This window comes from Rahnella sp. CG8 (genome assembly GCF_023701875.1).
GTDB classification, from domain to species: Bacteria; Pseudomonadota; Gammaproteobacteria; order Enterobacterales; family Enterobacteriaceae; genus Rahnella; species Rahnella aceris.
Genome location: NZ_JABAED010000003.1, coordinates 171,655 through 189,199, shown reverse-complemented (window position 1 = coordinate 189,199; position 17,545 = coordinate 171,655). Strand labels below are relative to the sequence as shown.

General features: G+C 49.4%; 17 protein-coding genes and 2 pseudogenes. 8 read left to right on the top strand and 11 right to left on the bottom strand.

Annotated elements, in window-relative coordinates; all coding sequences use genetic code 11:
- Positions 1-3: 3 nt before the first annotated feature.
- The 5 genes from HGO41_RS04250 to HGO41_RS25815 all read right to left on the bottom strand — a co-directional run bounded on the left by HGO41_RS04250 (position 4) and on the right by HGO41_RS25815 (position 4,989).
- On the bottom strand, positions 4-1,140 hold the full coding sequence (locus HGO41_RS04250; protein WP_166861008.1) for an ABC transporter permease: 1,137 nt from the start codon (positions 1,138-1,140) through the stop codon (positions 4-6).
- Positions 1,133-2,878 carry an ATP-binding cassette domain-containing protein gene (locus HGO41_RS04245; protein WP_250980805.1) on the bottom strand — a complete coding sequence of 582 codons (1,746 nt, stop codon included), beginning with the start codon at positions 2,876-2,878 and terminating at the stop codon, positions 1,133-1,135. The genes HGO41_RS04250 and HGO41_RS04245 overlap by 8 nt, the downstream gene beginning before the upstream one ends.
- Positions 2,865-3,869 (bottom strand): secretion protein HlyD, encoded by a 1,005-nt coding sequence (gene hlyD / locus HGO41_RS04240; protein ID WP_013578162.1) that lies wholly within the window; start codon positions 3,867-3,869, stop codon positions 2,865-2,867. Before hlyD ends, HGO41_RS04245 begins: the two co-directional genes overlap by 14 nt.
- A 13-nt stretch (positions 3,870-3,882) precedes the next feature.
- Complete coding sequence (gene cecR, locus HGO41_RS04235) at positions 3,883-4,554, bottom strand: transcriptional regulator CecR (protein ID WP_013578163.1); 672 nt, start codon at positions 4,552-4,554, stop codon at positions 3,883-3,885.
- Positions 4,555-4,734: 180 nt separating this feature from the next.
- Positions 4,735-4,989 (bottom strand): hypothetical protein, encoded by a 255-nt coding sequence (locus tag HGO41_RS25815; RefSeq protein WP_353050893.1) that lies wholly within the window; start codon positions 4,987-4,989, stop codon positions 4,735-4,737.
- Positions 4,990-5,078: 89 nt separating this feature from the next.
- Between HGO41_RS25815 and HGO41_RS04225 the strand changes: the two genes are divergently transcribed.
- From HGO41_RS04225 to HGO41_RS04215, 3 genes and pseudogenes are all read left to right on the top strand, one after another.
- Complete coding sequence (locus HGO41_RS04225; protein WP_013578164.1) at positions 5,079-6,239, top strand: iron-containing alcohol dehydrogenase; 1,161 nt, start codon at positions 5,079-5,081, stop codon at positions 6,237-6,239.
- A gap of 142 nt (positions 6,240-6,381) precedes the next feature.
- Positions 6,382-6,909, top strand: a pseudogene (locus HGO41_RS04220) (IS5 family transposase); the annotation flags it as partial.
- A 61-nt stretch (positions 6,910-6,970) separates the two neighbouring features.
- Positions 6,971-7,258 (top strand): annotated as a pseudogene (locus tag HGO41_RS04215) (mechanosensitive ion channel protein MscS); the annotation flags it as partial.
- A 46-nt stretch (positions 7,259-7,304) separates the two neighbouring features.
- On the opposite strand, the gene HGO41_RS04210 reads toward HGO41_RS04215, so the two are convergent.
- Positions 7,305-7,751, bottom strand: coding sequence for an ester cyclase (locus tag HGO41_RS04210; protein ID WP_112151407.1), 447 nt, complete (start codon positions 7,749-7,751; stop codon positions 7,305-7,307).
- A gap of 118 nt (positions 7,752-7,869) precedes the next feature.
- Between HGO41_RS04210 and HGO41_RS04205 the strand changes: the two genes are divergently transcribed.
- Positions 7,870-8,784, top strand: coding sequence for a LysR family transcriptional regulator (locus HGO41_RS04205; RefSeq protein WP_217244571.1), 915 nt, complete (start codon positions 7,870-7,872; stop codon positions 8,782-8,784).
- An 89-nt stretch (positions 8,785-8,873) separates the two neighbouring features.
- On the opposite strand, the gene HGO41_RS04200 is transcribed toward HGO41_RS04205, so the two are convergent.
- From HGO41_RS04200 to HGO41_RS04185, 4 genes are all read right to left on the bottom strand, one after another.
- Positions 8,874-9,734: an aldo/keto reductase family oxidoreductase gene (locus HGO41_RS04200; protein WP_250980804.1), complete on the bottom strand. Its 861-nt coding sequence runs from the start codon at positions 9,732-9,734 to the stop codon at positions 8,874-8,876.
- A 136-nt stretch (positions 9,735-9,870) separates the two neighbouring features.
- A complete protein-coding gene (locus HGO41_RS04195; protein WP_119262305.1) occupies positions 9,871-10,227 on the bottom strand; it encodes a DUF1493 family protein in 357 nt (118 codons plus the stop codon).
- Positions 10,214-11,296 carry a glycosyltransferase family 9 protein gene (locus tag HGO41_RS04190; RefSeq protein WP_134705363.1) on the bottom strand — a complete coding sequence of 361 codons (1,083 nt, stop codon included), beginning with the start codon at positions 11,294-11,296 and terminating at the stop codon, positions 10,214-10,216. Before HGO41_RS04190 ends, HGO41_RS04195 begins: the two co-directional genes overlap by 14 nt.
- Positions 11,297-11,373: 77 nt before the next feature.
- Positions 11,374-12,393, bottom strand: coding sequence for a glycosyltransferase family 9 protein (locus HGO41_RS04185; RefSeq protein WP_250980803.1), 1,020 nt, complete (start codon positions 12,391-12,393; stop codon positions 11,374-11,376).
- 351 nt (positions 12,394-12,744) lie between these two features.
- Here HGO41_RS04185 and HGO41_RS04180 point away from each other — a divergent pair, with 351 nt between their 5' ends.
- On the top strand, positions 12,745-13,716 hold the full coding sequence (locus HGO41_RS04180) for a LysR family transcriptional regulator (protein WP_013578171.1): 972 nt from the start codon (positions 12,745-12,747) through the stop codon (positions 13,714-13,716).
- 4 nt (positions 13,717-13,720) lie between these two features.
- Here the strand turns inward: HGO41_RS04180 and mntP are convergent, their stop codons facing one another.
- Positions 13,721-14,296, bottom strand: coding sequence for a manganese efflux pump MntP (gene mntP, locus HGO41_RS04175; RefSeq protein ID WP_013578172.1), 576 nt, complete (start codon positions 14,294-14,296; stop codon positions 13,721-13,723).
- A 725-nt stretch (positions 14,297-15,021) separates the two neighbouring features.
- Between mntP and tssB the strand changes: the two genes are divergently transcribed.
- Genes tssB through HGO41_RS04160 form a run of 3 tightly spaced genes read left to right on the top strand, consistent with a single transcriptional unit; the run spans position 15,022 to position 17,500 of the window.
- On the top strand, positions 15,022-15,501 hold the full coding sequence (tssB, locus tag HGO41_RS04170) for a type VI secretion system contractile sheath small subunit (protein ID WP_013578173.1): 480 nt from the start codon (positions 15,022-15,024) through the stop codon (positions 15,499-15,501).
- The gene (gene tssC / locus HGO41_RS04165) at positions 15,498-16,979 is read left to right on the top strand and encodes a type VI secretion system contractile sheath large subunit (protein WP_013578174.1); all 1,482 of its coding nucleotides are present in this window, start codon (positions 15,498-15,500) and stop codon (positions 16,977-16,979) included. Before tssB ends, tssC begins: the two co-directional genes overlap by 4 nt.
- Before the next feature lie 29 nt (positions 16,980-17,008).
- Positions 17,009-17,500, top strand: coding sequence for an Hcp family type VI secretion system effector (locus tag HGO41_RS04160; protein ID WP_013578175.1), 492 nt, complete (start codon positions 17,009-17,011; stop codon positions 17,498-17,500).
- Positions 17,501-17,545: the final 45 nt, after the last annotated feature.

Genomic DNA, 17,545 nt, shown 5'->3' with positions numbered 1-17,545 from the left:
CCCTTAATCCAGACGACGTTTGGTCTTCAACGCCGTCAGGCCGATAAACATCACCGCCGAGACAATGAGACACAGTACGTTAACTATCAGCACCGTGGAGATATTTCCCGCGAGAAACAGGGTTTGCAGGGTATTCACGAAGTAGCGCGCCGGTATGATATAAGTCACTGCGCGGATAATCACGGGCATGCTGTCGATCTGGAAGATAAAGCCCGAGAGCATGATGGAAGGTAAAAATGCAGCGTTCAGCGCCACTTGAGCGGCGTTAAACTGGTTGCGAGTGATAGTCGAAATCAGCAGACCCATACCAAGCGTACTGAGCAAAAACAGACTGGTAATCAAAAATAACAGTAGCAGCGAACCGCGATAGGGTACGCCGAGAATAAATACCGAAACCACCATACACAGTAGCATTGCCAGCATGCCGAGCACATAGTAGGGGAGCAACTTGCACAGCAACAACTCGGTACGCGTTATCTGCGTTGAAAGCAGGGCTTCCATAGTGCCTCGTTCCCACTCACGCGCCACGACCAGCGATGTCAGAATGGCACCGATAACCGTCATAATGATGGTTATCGCCCCCGGAATAATGAAATGCTGACTGATAGCAGCAGGGTTAAACCAGTAACGCAGTTGCACGTCAATCAGTGGCTCGACGCTTTCACCCCGGCTCTTCGAGCGCTGCTGTTGCCATACCTGCCAGATCCCTTCGACATAGCCCTGCACAAAGTTTGCGGTGTTCGGTTCGCTGCCGTCGGTAATCACCTGAACCGGCGCTGTAGCCCCGGCGCGCGCCATGTTCTGCGCAAAGTCTGTAGGGATAACCACTATGCCGCGGATTTTTCCCGCCTGCATGAGCTGAATCAGTTCTTGGCGGTTATCGCTGATGGTCGGCTGAATGTAGGGCGAAGCGCTGATGGTATGAGCGAAACTCAGCGCTTCTTCGCTTTGCTGTTCCAGCAGAATCCCCACGTGCAGGCGGCTTGAATCCAGGTTGATGCCAAAGCCGAAAATAAAAAGCAGCAGCAGGGGGATCACCACAGCAATCAACCAACTGCTCGGGTCACGCGCAATCTGGCGCGTTTCCTTCACGCAGAGGGCGCGTACTCGCCTCCATGAGACTATTTTATGCTCACTCATGCGTGTGCTCCTTATCCCACTTGTTTATCAGCGTGATAAATGCCTGTTCCATGGTTGGGTCGACCTGCTCGTCGTCTGCCGCCTGCTGTTTGAGATCGTCCGGCGTGCCGCTGGCGATAAGCTTGCCACGATATACCAGCCCGATACGGTCGCAATATTCCGCCTCGTCCATAAAGTGTGTGGTGACCATCACGGTTACGCCTTTTTCAACCATGTCGTTGATGTGCATCCAAAATTCGCGCCGTGTAATCGGGTCAACACCAGACGTGGGTTCATCAAGGAACAGAATATCCGGCTCATGCATCAGTGAGCAGGCCAACGCCAGGCGCTGCTTGAAGCCGAGTGGCAGGGAATCTGTCGGGCTGTTAAATATCGGCTGGAGGTTAAACGCTTCACTCATACGGGAAATTTTGTCGTCCTGCGCCTTGCCGTGCAGCCCGTACACACCTGAGAAGAAACGCAGATTTTGTGCAACCGTCAGGTTGCCGTACAACGAAAACTTCTGTGCCATATATCCCAGATGCTGACGGGCCTTACCGGAGCTGGTTTTCAGATCCATATCCAACACCAGCGCCTTGCCAGAGGTAGGCACTAGCAGCCCGCACATCATTTTAAACGTCGTGGATTTACCCGCGCCGTTCGGCCCAAGCAGCCCGAAGATCTCGCCGCGCTGTACGGTAAAATTGACCTGGTCAGTCGCTGTGAAATCACCAAATTTCTTTGTGAGCTGTTTGGCTTCAATCACCGTTTCTTTGGAACTGCCTTCCACCGTATGCAGTATTTTTCCTAGCGGTGATTCCTTCGTGCCGGTGCCCCCCAGCAGTTCGATAAACGCATCTTCAAAACGCGGGACGGTACGCGTTATTTGCTCCAGAGACAGATCCAATGCTTGTGCCAGCTCTTCTATAGTGGCGTCTTTTGCCAGTATCAGACGTACGGAACGCCCCTGGATCACACCGTCGCTCACCTGCGGCAATTTCAGCGCCCGCTGAAGCAGCTTGCGGTTGTTTTCTCCCCCATGACTCACCAGCAGCGAACGCCCGGCCATTTTCTGCGTCAGCTCTTTTGGTGCTCCGTGATACAGCAGCTCGCCTTCGTTCAGCAGCAGCACCTCGCGGCACTGTTCGGCTTCGTCGAGGTACGAAGTACTCCATAGGATCAGCATCCCTTCACCTGCCAGTTCGTGCACCATCTGCCACAGCTCGCGTCGCGAAATGGGGTCTACGCCGACGCCGGGCTCATCGAGCAGCAGAACCTTGGGTTGGCCGACCAGTGTACAGGCGAGGCCTAGCTTCTGCTTCATACCGCCGGAAAGTTTGCCGGCGAGGCGCGAGGTAAAGGGACCGAGGGAAGTAAATTCTAGCAGCCGCGCAAATGTTTTTTTACGTTCCTCGTCCGTCACTCCACGCAGGTCTGCGTACAGAGTGAGATTTTCCATTACCGTCAGGTCTTCATACAGCCCGAATTTTTGCGGCATGTACCCTACTACGGCGTGTAGGGCACTGCCATCTTTGATTGGGTCGAGGCCTATGACCTGTGCACTTCCCCCGCTAGGTTTCATCAAGCCTGCCAGCATACGCATTAGCGTGGTTTTCCCTGCGCCGTCAGGCCCCACCAACCCGGTGACTTCCCCCGGGTGGATTTCACATTCAAGGCTTGCTACCGCGGGTTTACCCAGTTCAGGGAAGTTTTTCATCAGCCCCTGCAAGCGGATGATGCCGCTGTCATAGCGGGTCATGCTGGGCACCATTGTTAAAACTTACGGTGACCGGCATACCCTGACGCAGCGAATCGTCGGCATCGGTCACGATAATGCGCAGGCGATAGACCAAATCGGTGCGCAGATCGGGCGTCTCAACCGTTTTAGGGGTGAACTCCGCGGTAGGAGAAACAAAGCCAATTTTGCCGTGATAGGGCTTTTCGGGACGCCCGTCGGTATAAATCTGCACTTCCGTACCCGGCTGTACATTGTAAAGACTCACTTCATTCACATAAGCACGTACCCACACCGGGCGTGTAAGGGAAAGCGTTAATACCGTGCTACCCGCGCTGAGCATGCTCCCTGGTTCAACAGCGCGAGTAAGCAATGTGCCGGCGGATGGGGCGGTAAGCGTGGTGTCCTGTAAATCCAGCTGCGCCTGGGAGAGCTGTGCTTTAGCCTGTTGCAGACTGGCCTGTGCCTGGGCAATCTCTTGCGGGCGGTTACCGTTGTGGTACTGACTGAGCTTATCGCGCGCGGCTTTCAGTGTAGCTTTTGCCTGATCGCTTGATGAACGGGAATTTTCCAGCTCATTTGCAGCAATCATGCGTCTGGCCCACAGCCCTTGTTGGCGCTGGTAAAAATTCTGGGCATAGTCATAGGCAGCCTGCGCCTGATTCACCTGCGCGGCCACCTGGGCAATTTCTTCGTCACGGTAGCCGGCAATAATCAAATCAAATTTCGCTTGTGTCGCTGCAACGTTTGCTTCCGCCTGTTGCAAGGCGTTTTGATACGGGCCTTTGTCCAGTTCCCCGAGCGTTTCCCCAGCCTTGATTGAATCGCCTTCATCGACCTGCAACGTAGCGAGGCGACCACCGACGCGAAAGCTCATGTTCACTGTGCGAATATCCACATTCCCGTAGAGCGTTAATGGCTTTTCCTGCTCGCTTTGATACCACATCCAGCCGCCAAAACAGCTGACCAGCAACGCAATAACAACGAGCACAACCATGGGCTTTTTATTTTTCATGGCACGATCTTCCTTAATTAACAGACAATCCCAGCAGGATGAAATCGACGTGGGTTAACACAACGCTACTGATTTGCTGCCGGTTGGCCTTATCAAAGTTTGTCCAACCGGTGCGTAGTAAAATAGTTTCCCGCCCCAGTCGGAAGGCCAGAATCTGTCCGAGCAAAGCGTGAGTATGCAAAATGGTTTCGGTATCCAGGGGATCACGTCCAGTGTAACGGCCCACAAGGGAAGTCAGGTGGCTGTGCATCGGTGCTATCACACGATCGTGGATGAGCTGATAAGCGGGTGTTGGCGAAAGCTGTTCGCGAGAGATAAATTTGCTGAGATTCAGAGTTTCATCGGAGGTGAGCAGCCTTATCATTTGCTCACATGCCGTATGAATTAGCTGGCGGATTTGCGCTTTGTCTGATGGCGACTGACTCATAACCTCTTCGGCGCACTGCATGTGCTCAAGAAAATTGTCGTTGATAAAATCAGCAATCCACCCAGCAGAAGCAATATACAGCTCTTCTTTTGAGCCGAAATAATAGGTGATAGCCGCAATATTTTGCCCGGCAAGAGCCGCGATATCACGGGTGGTCGCCTGCAAGCCATATTCACCAAACTGAGCGATGGCAGCTTTAATAAGGCTATTTTTAGCCTGTTCGCCACGAGAAGTTATGGGAGGTTGAGAGGTCGGCATATTGCCTCATAAAAGAGTTAATCAATCGATTGATTAAAAATAGGCCGAAACAAATAGGCTGTCCAGCGATGTGTTTGTATCCTGCGAGGTGGTGCGGACGATTTATTGGACTGTCAGGAAATTGTTTATGTATTCGTACGAAGATCGGAGACAGGCCCCTTCATCGCCGCCGTGTATGGCTCACCCGATTATTTTCGCCGCTTCCCTCTGCCGCAGACGTCGCAAGATTTGCAACAACATTTGTGTATTGGCCGGCGTGAAATCTCCAGCGGTAACCTGAATCGACCAGGTCAACGACCAACCAGACATGCAATGTGAAAAAAGATAATTCTTTTTGTTATAAAGACCATTCCTTTTGTGAGGTTGTTCTCTGTTCTTTACCAGTAATCCCTTACCATTGTCGTGGATATGTTCGGTCCGCGCTTTTGTTCGCATCACCCGCTCCGCGCTTGATGCATTTTGTCTACCGCTCAAAAGCAGTCATGGACACATTAACAATCACATTTATGAACAGGGGAAGCTCAATGTCGACATATTATTTTCTGCCAACACGAAATGTATTTGGCGAAGGCAGTGTTCAGGAAGCCGGTACGCTGGCAAAAACGTTAGATGTAAAAAAAATCATGATTGTCACGGACGCTTTCCTGGCAAAAAGTGGCATGGCGGACAAAGTCGCTAAAATTTATGAAGAAGCCGGTATTGAAGCGCGTATATTTGGTGGCGCGGAACCTAACCCCACAGATAAAAACGTAGAGGCGGGGATTAGTTTTTACCGGGAACATGGCTGCAATGGTATTGTTTCACTCGGTGGCGGTTCCTCCCATGACTGTGCGAAAGGTATTGGATTAGTCGCAGCCAATGGAGGAAACATTCACGACTTTGAGGGTATTGATAAATCCAGCAACGATATGATCCCATTAATGGCAATCAACACCACCGCAGGTACCGCTTCAGAAATTACCCGTTTCTGCATCATCACTGATACAGCACGTAAAGTTAAAATGGCGATTGTTGACTGGCGCGTGACGCCTCAAATCTCGATTAACGACCCGGAGCTCATGGTCGGGATGCCACCTTCACTGACCGCCGCGACCGGCATGGATGCGTTAACTCACGCCATCGAAGCGTACGTGTCTACCATGGCGAACCCGCTGACTGATGCCGCCGCGCTGCAAGCGATCAGGATGATCACCCAGTACCTTCCCAAAGCTGTGGCAAACGGCGAATATATGAAGGCAAGGGATAATATGGCCTACGCGCAGTACCTCGCCGGGATTGCCTTTAACAACGCTTCTCTGGGCTATGTCCATGCGATGGCGCATCAGTTGGGCGGGTTCTACAACCTTCCCCATGGGGTATGTAATGCCATTCTGCTGCCTTATGTTGAGTACTTTAACTTGATTGGCAACCTTAATCGCTTCCGCGATATTGCAGAGGCCATGGGGGAAAACGTGGCCGGGCTCTCTACCGATGAAGCTGCGGTTAAAGCCATTAACGCCATCCGCCGCCTGAGCAGGCAGGTTGGCATTCCTCGCGATCTGAAAAGCCTGGGCGTCAAACCTGAAGATTTTGCCATCATGGCCGAGAATGCGAAAAAAGATGTCTGCCAGTTAACGAACCCGCGCAAAGCGACTAAAGAGCAGGTCATTGAACTCTATCGTCAGGCTTATGAAGGCGAAGAGTAACGTTAGATAACTGCGCGACGATGGGCCTGAAAAACCTTCACCGTAAATGAATTAAGGCCTGGCTGCAGGTGACCTGCAGCTAAGCTGTGTCCCTTAATCATCCGGGCTATAGTAACTATCTGTTTTCAAGACATAGTAAACTATGCCTCGCTACGACCTTCCCGGCGAAGCATGGACCATCATCCAGTCCTTGTTGCCTCTTGAGCCTGCTACGCCACGGGGCGGACGGCCATGGGCACAGCACCGCATGATCATCAACGGCATGTTCTGGGTGTTGTGTTCAGGTGCCCTATGGCGCGATTTATCTAAACGATAGGGGCCGTGGAAAACCGTTTATCCGCTTTAACCAATGGTCAAAATCGGCAGTGATTAACCTTATTTTCAACAGGTTGCTTTATGGCCTTGTTGACTGGTCTGCCACAGCGATGGATGGCAGTAATATCCGGGCGCTGAAATGTGCTGCCGGCGCGCAAAAAAACATCCCTATATAACCGGAGATAATGGGCTGGGTCGCTCTCACGGTGGTTTTGGCATCAAAATCCATCGGGTGACAGGCGCAAGCGGTCTCCCGCTAAACATCGTGCTGAGTCCCGGACAGGCTCATGAAAGCCAGTTTGCGCAACGTCTTCTGGACGGTATTGGAGTTCAGCGTAAGGTAGGGGGTATTCGGTCAGCCCGGTATCTTCTGTGCCAATTTCATAAAGATACAATCCGGCTGCCTGCGGGCTGTCGTGGCCGCCAGTCGCACGCGAGGTATTGATCTTCAGCAGAAGCCGCTGGTGCGCCAGCTCAGCCTGATGGACTGGTACATCGCTTATGAACTGCAGGTGCATCTCCAGCCGGGCGAATCTCTTGCCACAGTGAGAAGCGAATTGCACAGTCACATTCAGGACGTATTCAACGAATTTAATGTGCAGATCATGTCGCCGAATTTTGTGAATCAGCCGGAAACGGCGGTCATGGTAACTCAGGATAACTGGTTCGCCGCACCCGCCTCACCGCCAGACAATCCGAAATGAAATCTATCAGACGGGTCAGCGCTTGCCTTTAATTGTTGTCCGGTTGTTAACCCTGCGGCGGGAACTGACCGAGTTGCATGAACGCGCCAAACCAGTCTTCCAGATGCCAGGTGGTGGTGACGCGTTCGCCATTCAGCTCATGAAATTCATGCAGCCGGATGCTGACAAATTTGCCGGTCGGTTCGATGCCCATAAAGTTGCCGTGATGGGTACCGGTAATTTCTGCGCGCACGGCAATCTTCCCCGGGGTCTGAAGAAGGTCGTGGATGGTGATCTTCACATCCGGAAAAGCCTCAATGAACCCCCGGATGATCGGTTTCAACCCTTCGGGGCCGGATGCCTGACCTGGCGCGAGGGGAATATCTTTCCAGTCCTGCGTGACTGCCTCATCCATTAAGTCCGGATCATGCAGGCTAAAAGCCTGATAGATTTTTTCAACGGCTTTACGCTCCGCGATAAGACGATTTGCCATCTCGCTATTGTTGTCTGACATCGTTAAATTCCTCTGGCTGATTGCATTTTTATAGGGTTAATGTGGTGCACGCAGCGAGTATCACATTCATATCAGTAATAATTGAAATAAGAAAAGCATATAGAGGAATATACGTTTTATGGATTTTAAGGGTCTCGATTTGAATCTGCTGGTCGCATTTGATGCGCTGATGGAAGAGCGGAATGTGACCCGTGCCGCCAGCAAAGCGGTGGTCAGTCAGCCCGCGATGAGCGCGGCATTGTCGCGCCTGCGAACGCATTTTGCGGATCCGCTGTTTATCCGCAGTGCTTCCGGTTTGCTGCCTACCGCCAGGGCAAAAGAGATCGGTTTGCATGTGTCAAAAGCACTTAACGAACTGAGTCATCTGCTGGCTCCGGACGACAATTTTGCGCCGGAAAACAGAAAAATGTCTTTTACGCTTGGCACGTCCGAATATCCGCTGATGGTGTTACTGCCCGGCATTATGCGGGCGATCAGCGAACAGGCGCCCGGAGTGACACTGCATGTGAGGACATTCACCGACCGCGATGCGTCCGTGTCGATGCTGGATGCCGGTGAGGTTGATGTGGTGATCGGTATTCACCCGACCCGGCCGGAAAACCGCATCTTATCGCAGCCCTTGTTCAGTGATGAATTTGTCACGCTTATCCGCCGCGACAGTGATGCGGCACGCAACGGCATGACGTTAGAAACCTATCTCGGGATGAGCCATATTCTGGTCTCGCCGGAAGGAAATCATTATGGTCTGGTCGATGAACAACTCAGGGAGATGGGGCTGGCTCGTGAACTTCGTCTGACGTTGCCGACCATGGCTGGCGTTGCCGGTGTGGTGCAGCAGACGGGGTATGTCGCGACGGTGCTCAAACGCAGCGTGGTAGTGAGCGAGAAACACCCCAATATCTTGATGACCCTGCCGCCGGTGGCATTGCCGGAGATCCCGTTTTATCTGTTGTGGCACCGGCGTTCTGATGACAGCAATGCGCAGAAATGGCTGAGACAACTGATCTGCGCGCAGGCTCATGAATTGCTGTGAGTGACCAGGCTCCGTTAATACCACGGGGCGAAGATTCAGCCACCGGGGAAACCATTCCCCCGCATGATGTGCCGGGGGATGTGTGAGAGCTAACCCGCTATTCCGTTCAGTTCTTCCATCACTTCATCGGACAAAATCACCTTCGCACTGGCCAGATTTTCCTGTAGATGCTGCGGCGATGACGTGCCGGGGATCAACAAGATATTCGGCGAGCGTTTGAGCAGCCAGGCCAGCGCGACCTGCATCGGCGTTGCCTGCAATTGTGCCGCCACTTCATCAAGCTGCGTTGACTGCAACGGCGAAAAACCGCCCAGCGGAAAGAACGGCACATACGCGATTTCCTGTTCAGCCAGGCTATCCACCAGCGCGTCGTCGTGACGGTTCGCCAGGTTATACATGTTCTGAACGCAGGCGATCGTCGTCAGTTTCTGTGCATCGGCGACCTGTTTTGCAGTCACATTGCTCAGACCTATATGACGGATCAGGCCGCGCTCTTTCAGCGTAATCAGCGCCTCCAGCTGCGGTGCCAGTGATCCTTCTTTTGGCTGACGTTCATCGAGCATGCTGCGCAAATTTACCACTTCCAGCGTCTCCAGCCCGAGATTGCGCAGGTTATCTTCCACCGCCTGCGTCAGTTCCTGCGGGCTGAAAGCCGGTAACCAGCCGCCTTTTTCATCACGTCGTGCGCCGACTTTTGTCACGATGCACAGATTATCGGGATACGGATGCAGGGCTTTTTTGATCAGCTTATTGGTTTCATGCGGACCATAAAAATCGCTGGTGTCGATGTGATTAACACCAGATGCCAGGGCATCACGCAGCACCTGAATGCCCCGTGCTTCATCGCTGATCGGGCCAAAAACGCCGGGGCCAGCCAATTGCATTGCGCCATAACCTAAGCGCGCCACTTCTCTGTCGCCGAGGGGGTAAGTCATTGAGGTGTGTGACATGGAATTCTCCTGTGTGATTGTTCACTGATTGTAGCCGCGGGCAGGTTGTGCAACTATCCGGTGAAATCAGGACAAACTGTACGGACTGGCGCACAATGACGAAGGTTATCGCGCTGAATTCTGCACAGGACACTGCTTATTGATTTTTGCCCTGAAGATAATCAGGCCAGACGCCCATAAGAGCCGCATTGTGCAGCGCTCTGACGGTTATGGGTGTCACTTTTCCCTGCATCCGGTTTAGGGTAAAAATCAATGAACCGAGAACACCCGTTTTTTCGGGGAAATGGTTGGATGTGCGATAGTTTTTAGGTTTTACCTTGAACTGGATGAAAAAATCGTTCATCAGGATATCCGTCTGTATTTCACTCAGCGAAAGCTTTAACAATGAAAAATCACTCCCGCAGACCTTATTGTAAAAACCAAACACGGTGGGGTGGTTATGTTGTTCAAGAAAATCAATGATTTTCCCTTCCAGCACATCATTCACTGTCATATGTCCTCCCCAGCAATTCCCTGACAGCGTGGTAAACCTCAACAGGCAGAATCGCCATCATGGGATGTTCTGTTTTTTCACCATCAGGACGGTGCAAAATAATATGTTTATCCGGATCCTGACACGGACCGGTATAGGCTGGGTTGGCTGTGGCAAAAAGACTGACTGTATTTACGCCAGCGGCCACTGCGATATGTAACGGCCCGGTGTCACCCGTAACAAGAACATCCAGACTTTTCAACAGCGTGACTAATTCTGTCAACTGCGTATGACCAGACATTACGCATATATTGTTCTGATAGTGAGCGGGTAATTGTTTTAAGAAATCATTCGCCAGATTCTTTTCGGATGTTGTGCCTGTGATAATGATTTCCAGATCCCGATCGTTGTCTAATAACATACAGGCGAGTGTACTGAAAAAACATACCGGCCAGCGACGGGTCTCATTGGATGCCCCTAACTGAAATCCAATGCGCTGGCGTAAATACTGACGCGGTAAAAGAGTATTGATCACGGGAAGATGCATTGTCGTGTCGCCAGTATTTTCTCCCAGTGTTTCGAGTAACTTCAATTTACGCCGGATAGTATGTCCGTCATAGTAACCGGAATAGTGATCTAAATAACGATTAAGTTCGGGAGACTCACTGCCATAGTGGTCGCGTAAAATCATTTTACTGCCGGATAAAACAGCACAAAATATGTCATAAGGAAAGTGTGCGTGTAAAATAACGGAAATATCAGGTTTGTGTTTTCTGAGTTTACATAACAAAGGTAATATTCTGACAACTTTATTATCCCATATATAAATATGGTCAAACCAATCATATTGCACAACCAGACTGTGATTTTTCTTACTGGTAACCAGTATTATTTTGCTGGCTGGAAATCTATTCTTTAAATGCATGATTGCTGGTGTGTTCATGAGGTAGTCCCCCAGCGCGGTAGTGGAGTAAATGACAATATTACCCGGTGATGTTTCACGCTCTTCCAGCGAATATTTTTTTCTTCTCGTTAAAAAACAATAGATATGCAATATCGTCTTTATTACTTTTATCTTGATGGCTTTCATTTCTGTTCAGGTTACCCGCAACGCGATGATAGGGACTATTTTTCCATTAAATTACAAATAGAGTTTTAGGCTGTTACTCATTTTTTTGTATTTTCAGTAAGCACTTCATCTCTCAGTGCAACGAAATTGTTATAAACTTCATCGGTTGAAATATGAGAAACCTCTTCGTCTGCAGCAGCAATGATTCTGCACGGCACTTTCCATGGCCCCCAGACCTGCGGATCACTGTTACCAAAAAGCGCCACCACTGGTTTTCCCACACCCGCTGCAATGTGCAATGCACCGCCATCGCTGGTGATTATCTGGTGGCACAGAGACATTCCGGCCATAAGTTCACGAATATTTACGGTATCGAAAGGAACCATAATAATATCTTTGCAGGCGTTGATGATGTACTGCGCTTTCTGGTCATCCCCGGGATGACACAAGTTATCTTCTGAACCTGGCGACCAGAAAAGAATAATTTTGCAAGGTTCGTCACGCGCCAGCCTGTGCGCGATTTCGATATAATTCTCAACGGGCCAGCGTTGTTTTTCTTTTCGGGCGCTGATCTGCAAACCATATAAGGGCATATTGTAAGTGTTTTTTATTTTGTGAGCTGCCAGTTCTTTTTCATATTTTGTCACCCATAAAGCCAGTTTCCCCGGTTTGGCGTGACAATTTAAAGGCCTGGCGAGTTCAGCCATCTGTTCAACCATATGCATGCCATCCCGCATATAAGGTATTTTATCGGTGACAGAGTCTGGCGAATCACTTCCTATCGCTATGATTCGTTTGGCCCGTGATAATGTTGCCCATCGCAAAGGTCTTTTATTCCAGTTCCCTGCCACAATAGCCACATCGTAACCTTCTTTCCGAATAGCCAAAGTGGTGACCACACGGCGTAAAATGGCTTTTATCTTTTGAGTGTAAGATCCTTCATGATGCAGTTTAGTATAATGATGAACTTTACTGACGCCGGGATTACCTTCAAGAACCTGTTTGTTGTAAGAATTAACCAGCACATCGACGTGATGATTTTTCGCCAGCATAGAAATCAGCGGGGTTGTAAGGATAAGATCACCAATGTTTTCCCGTCTGATTATTAATATTTTCATTTCTTTCCTCATTAAATACACTGTCATCAAGAATGTAACTTTATGCCTGACTCTTATCATTATATATAAACTTCATTATCATCATGCGGGTGTTCTATTAAAGGGCCGTCATAAAGACATAATGAAATTTACTGCTAAGGTAGACTTAATCCTAAAAAGTTAGTTCCACGCATAACGTCAGCGTAAAGGAAAGATTGTGTTAAAGATCGTTAGTATTTCGTGAGGGGCTTTCGGTTTAATTAATACCGCGATTCTCTGTGTGTTACCCGGGATCAATCAAATGATTGTCGCGATGTTGTGAGTGTGCAACTATCCGGTTAAATCAGAAGTAACTGTACAGGGTGACGCACAATGCCGATGGATATCGCGCTGTTGCACGCAGTGGTAGAAGTGGCCAAAGCCGGAGGATTTCGTGAAGCGGCACGCGTCACAGGCAGTAATGCATCCCGGCTGAGCGATGCTGTGCGCCGGGCCGAACAACAACTGGGCATTCGCTTATTTCACCGCACAACGCGGGCGGTGGTGTTGACCGAAGCGGGCAGGGCGCTGCTCGAGCGGTTGCTCCCGGCCATGAATGAAGTGGATGCGGCACTCGATGCCCTCAACCGTTATCGCAATACGCCCGGCGGTACACTGCGGCTGAATGTGCCGGTCAGCGCAACCCGGCTGGTTTTGCCTGCACTTGTGCCCGAATTTCTCCGGCGTTACCCCGATATCCAGCTGGAAATCATTGCTGAAAGTAACGTGCAGGATGTATTTCGTGATGGCTGCGATGCCGGTATTCGTTACGACGAACGTCTCGAGCAGGACATGGTGGCGATCCCCATCGGACCGCGCCGTCAGCGTTATGCGGCGGCGGCCTCCCCTGATTACCTGAATGTGCATGGACGGCCATCGCATCCGCGGGATCTGATACAACACCGATGCCTGCGTGGTCGCTATGCCAGCGGGATTATGCCGGACTGGGAGTTCGAACATGAGGGCGAAAGCCTCAGCGTTCAGGTCAGCGGCCCGCTGGTGGTGAGTGTAGGGGGCGCGGTGGATCTGGCGGTAGAAACGGCGGTGGCGGGTGCGGGTATTATCTATCTGTTCGAAGAATGGCTGCGGCCTGCCATTGCCAGCGGCAAACTGGAGGCTATCTTGCAACCATGGTGGCTGTCGTTTTCCGGGCCATATCTTTACTACAATGACCGGCGTCTGATCCCCGCGCCATTACAGGCGTTTATCGATTTTGTGCGCGAAGATAATCTCAAACATAAATTATCTGAGGAATCGAAAAGTAGCCTGTTAGTCGGCACTATAAAAAATAGCTTCGCTGGATGAAGACTCAACCGAGCAGACCAAGATGCTCGATGAGAATTGATGTACCGATACCAATCAGCACCACACCACCCAGAATTTCAGCCCATTTGCCCATCGCGGCACCGAGAAACCGGCCAAGCAACATACCGGATGTCGCCATGATAGTGGTGGCGGCACCAATAGTCAGCGCCATCACCAGAATATTCACCTGAAGAAAGGCCAGACCGACGCCCACAGCCATTGCATCCAGACTGGTCGCGACAGCTGCAGTGACCAGTACCCAGAAACCGTGACGACGTGGTGCCTGCGTATCTTCTTCCAATTTATCTTTCCTGAAGGCTTCCGCAATCATGCGGATACCAAGGATCAGCAGCAGGGTGAATGCCACCCAGTGATCCCAGCTCATAATAAACTGGCTGGCCGCCAGACCAATTCCCCATCCGATCACCGGTGTAATCGCTTCAATTACGCCAAAAATAAGCCCTGTGCGTAACGCCTCTTTTAGCGGTGGCCGGTGCAGAGAGGCACCTTTGCCAATAGCGGCTGCGAAGGCATCCATGGACATACCGAACGCCAGAATGAGGATGGTATAAAGTTGCATAAAACGGACCAGTCAGGCCTTCGGTAATCCCAAAGGCTATTTATTAATTGAGATGCGCAGTCTGCCACAAAAAACAAAATAGAAAAACCTTTATTTTCAGTATGTTATAGTGTTGGTTAAGAATGTTAGCACGGGCTATATTTGTTCAAAATGCCCGCAAAGTGATGAAAATTACGATGAGAAGCATCAAAAACATCAATCATCATAACGATGTAGAGTGAGTATGATTTATTCAGAAAATCTTACTGTTTCAGGACAGTACAGAACGTCACCAGGCCGAAGATCTCCAGTGACGCCGCATTCTGAATGTGATGATGAAGGTACAGGTACAGGTTGTGAAGTTATGCGTACCCTTGTATGGCGTGAAAACAATTATCATTGCAGGTCCTATCACATACTATTTCTTTAAAAAAGAGTTGAATGGGGAATGTCAAAAATGAAATGTAAAAATAATTATCATTTAATATTTCGTGGTATTTCTTGTTTTTATAAAAAATTCAAGCATTCCTTATTATAAATATTAAAATCTAATCTCGATAGATTCTATTTTTTCATTTACAAATAATTAAAATAACCCTGTATATTGTTATTTTTTATGAAAAAAATAAAATACTTTAGCAAAGGTAAATGTATTAGTAAGCAATCGGATATGTGAAAATCTATAATTACTGTTTATTATCACGGCCATATTAATTCTCTCTTTTAAACATTATGGTGATTTATCCGTGAGTAATACACAATATAAATTGAGCAAAGCGCGTCCCCCTCGCGTTCAAATTACGTACGACGTTGAAGTTGGCGGTGCTGAATCCAAAAAAGAATTACCTCTGGTGATGGGGGTTATCGGGAATTTTGCTAAAGATGATTTGCCACTGCGCGACCGTCGTTTTACGCACATTGATAAAGACAACTTTAATAATGTCATGGAAGGAATGAAGCCGGCTGTGGACATGCTGGTGGAAAGTACGTTGCCAGAAAAAGAAGGCCAGATGGCTATTGCACTGGAATTCAACTCTATGGATGACTTCTCTCCTGAAAACGTGGCGATGCAGGTGGAACCGTTGCGCAAACTTCTTGAATTACGCGAGCAACTGAGTGATTTGCGCAACAGAACTGCGAGCAATGACCGTCTGAAAGAGCAACTGGTTGAATTATTAGAGGGTATGGCGAAAGACGCAGAACCTGCCAAAGGGGAAGTAGAATGAGCGATATCCAGGTCATGAATGCTTCAGCTCAAGCTGAGCAGTCCGGTGATTATCTCGATCAAATTATCGATAATACTCAGGCCATCCGCCGGGAATCCGATCGTAATAAAGTAAAAAGCCAGTTGGATAACTTCCTGTCGGAAGTGGCATCAGGTGCGGTCATTGTTTCCAATGATCTGGTGGGTAGCATCGAAGCACGCATTGCCGCCATCGATGAACTGCTGTCTTCTCAGGTCAGCAAAATTATTCAGGCACCTGAATTCCAGCGTATGGAATCTTCCTGGCGTGGTTTGCACAAACTGGTGCAAAGCAGCGTCACGGAAAACACCAAAGTGCGTGTCTTTAACTGCACGAAGAAAGAGCTGCTGCGTGATTTTAAATCCGCCTCTGACTTTGATCAGTCTTCATTATTCAAAAGCATTTATGAAAGCGAATACGGTACCTTTGGCGGTGACCCTTACTCTGCTTTTGTGGGTGATTTTGAATTCGACTGTATGCCGGAAGATGTGCAACTGCTGGAACAGATTTCACATGTTGCCGCCGCCGCCCACGCGCCATTCCTGAGTGCTGCGAACCCTGGCATGTTTGCGATGGGATCGTTCTCCGAAATGCCGCGTCCGCGTGATCTGGGCAAACTGTTTGAAACCTCTGACTACGCCCGCTGGAAATCCTTCCGTCAGAGTGACGACTCACGTTATGTCGGCTTAACGCTGCCACGTGTTATCGGCCGTCTGCCTTACGGTGCAAAAACTGTATCCGTAGACGCGTTTAATTTCGAAGAAAAAATTGATGAAAATAATGAAGGAGCCAGCTATTTATGGGTCAACGCGGCTTATGATTTAGCGGGCCGTATGGTCGAGGCGTTTGAGGAACACGGCTGGTGTGCGGCGATCCGTGGTGTTGAAGGCGGCGGTTTGGTGAAGTCACTGCCGACCTACAATTACATTTCGCAGACCGGCGAAAAGGTCATGCAATGCCCGACAGAAGTGGCAATTTCTGACCGTCGCGAAAAAGAGTTAGCTGAGCTTGGTTTTATTCCGCTCATTTATTGCAAAGGTACAGATTACGCGGCGTTCTTCGCTGTGCAGTCGACCAATAAACCGCGTAAATACGATTCTGAGCTGGCGAATGCTAACGCCAAATTGTCAAGTCAGTTGCAATATATTATGACAACGTCGCGCTTTGCTCATTATCTAAAATCCATCGTGCGCGATAAAGTGGGCAGCTTCATGTCCAAATCTGAATGCCAGAATTTCCTGCAGAACTGGATCAACCAATATGTTGTGGGTTCAGATAATGTAGGACCAACGATTAAAGCAAGCCATCCGTTACGTGAGGCTGTGGTCGAAGTTGTTGATGTACCAGGTTCTCCGGGCAGTTATCGCGCCGTTGCGTATTTAAAACCGCATTTCCAGCTTGAAGGACTCAGCATGTCGCTGCGTCTGGTAGCGGAACTTCCTGCATCGACGGGTGCATAAATACTTAATCGTAAAAATAAGGATATAAAATGGCCACTGAATCGCTTTTCATGCAAATTGATGGTATTAAAGGCACTGTAAGTAATAAAGGTTATGAAGGTTGGATTGCCGTTGAGAATATGAATTTCGGTGTTTACTGCTCAGCTAAAATTGATAATGCTAGCGGTCAGGTAAACAGCGATGGCGTCAACTTTGATGCAATTTCATTTTCAAAAGTAATGGATACTACCTCTACTCAGTTATCCAATATGGTTGCGCAAGGCAGCAATGTTAAGCAAATTGTTATTGTTAAAGCATTGTTCCAGGGTGAGAAACTGGTTGAAGCACTCAAGCTGACCTATAAAAACTGTGTACTGAACAGCTACAACTTCAACGCTTATTCAGAAGGGGATGTTCCGAGTGAAAATCTGAGCTTTGTATTTGGTCAGATGACATTCGAAACTAATATGGTTGAGCCAGACGGTAAAACCAGCAAACAAGGTCCTGTGGGCTGGAATCTGGTTGAGAACACTAAGCTGTAATTTTTAAAACAACAGTGCACGCTGTAAGCGTGCACTGTATTAAGG

Excerpts from the sequence above, each read along its gene's own strand:
- HGO41_RS04250 (WP_166861008.1), bottom strand. The coding sequence starts at position 1,140 with ATGAGTGAGCATAAAATAGTCTCATGGAGGCGAGTACGCGCCCTCTGC.
- HGO41_RS04245 (WP_250980805.1), bottom strand. The coding sequence starts at position 2,878 with ATGACCCGCTATGACAGCGGCATCATCCGCTTGCAGGGGCTGATGAAA.
- hlyD (WP_013578162.1), bottom strand. The coding sequence starts at position 3,869 with ATGAAAAATAAAAAGCCCATGGTTGTGCTCGTTGTTATTGCGTTGCTG.
- cecR (WP_013578163.1), bottom strand. The coding sequence starts at position 4,554 with ATGCCGACCTCTCAACCTCCCATAACTTCTCGTGGCGAACAGGCTAAA.
- HGO41_RS25815 (WP_353050893.1), bottom strand. The coding sequence starts at position 4,989 with ATGCGAACAAAAGCGCGGACCGAACATATCCACGACAATGGTAAGGGA.
- HGO41_RS04225 (WP_013578164.1), top strand. The coding sequence starts at position 5,079 with ATGTCGACATATTATTTTCTGCCAACACGAAATGTATTTGGCGAAGGC.
- HGO41_RS04210 (WP_112151407.1), bottom strand. The coding sequence starts at position 7,751 with ATGTCAGACAACAATAGCGAGATGGCAAATCGTCTTATCGCGGAGCGT.
- HGO41_RS04205 (WP_217244571.1), top strand. The coding sequence starts at position 7,870 with ATGGATTTTAAGGGTCTCGATTTGAATCTGCTGGTCGCATTTGATGCG.
- HGO41_RS04200 (WP_250980804.1), bottom strand. The coding sequence starts at position 9,734 with ATGTCACACACCTCAATGACTTACCCCCTCGGCGACAGAGAAGTGGCG.
- HGO41_RS04195 (WP_119262305.1), bottom strand. The coding sequence starts at position 10,227 with ATGACAGTGAATGATGTGCTGGAAGGGAAAATCATTGATTTTCTTGAA.
- HGO41_RS04190 (WP_134705363.1), bottom strand. The coding sequence starts at position 11,296 with ATGAAAGCCATCAAGATAAAAGTAATAAAGACGATATTGCATATCTAT.
- HGO41_RS04185 (WP_250980803.1), bottom strand. The coding sequence starts at position 12,393 with ATGAAAATATTAATAATCAGACGGGAAAACATTGGTGATCTTATCCTT.
- HGO41_RS04180 (WP_013578171.1), top strand. The coding sequence starts at position 12,745 with ATGCCGATGGATATCGCGCTGTTGCACGCAGTGGTAGAAGTGGCCAAA.
- mntP (WP_013578172.1), bottom strand. The coding sequence starts at position 14,296 with ATGCAACTTTATACCATCCTCATTCTGGCGTTCGGTATGTCCATGGAT.
- tssC (WP_013578174.1), top strand. The coding sequence starts at position 15,498 with ATGAGCGATATCCAGGTCATGAATGCTTCAGCTCAAGCTGAGCAGTCC.
- HGO41_RS04160 (WP_013578175.1), top strand. The coding sequence starts at position 17,009 with ATGGCCACTGAATCGCTTTTCATGCAAATTGATGGTATTAAAGGCACT.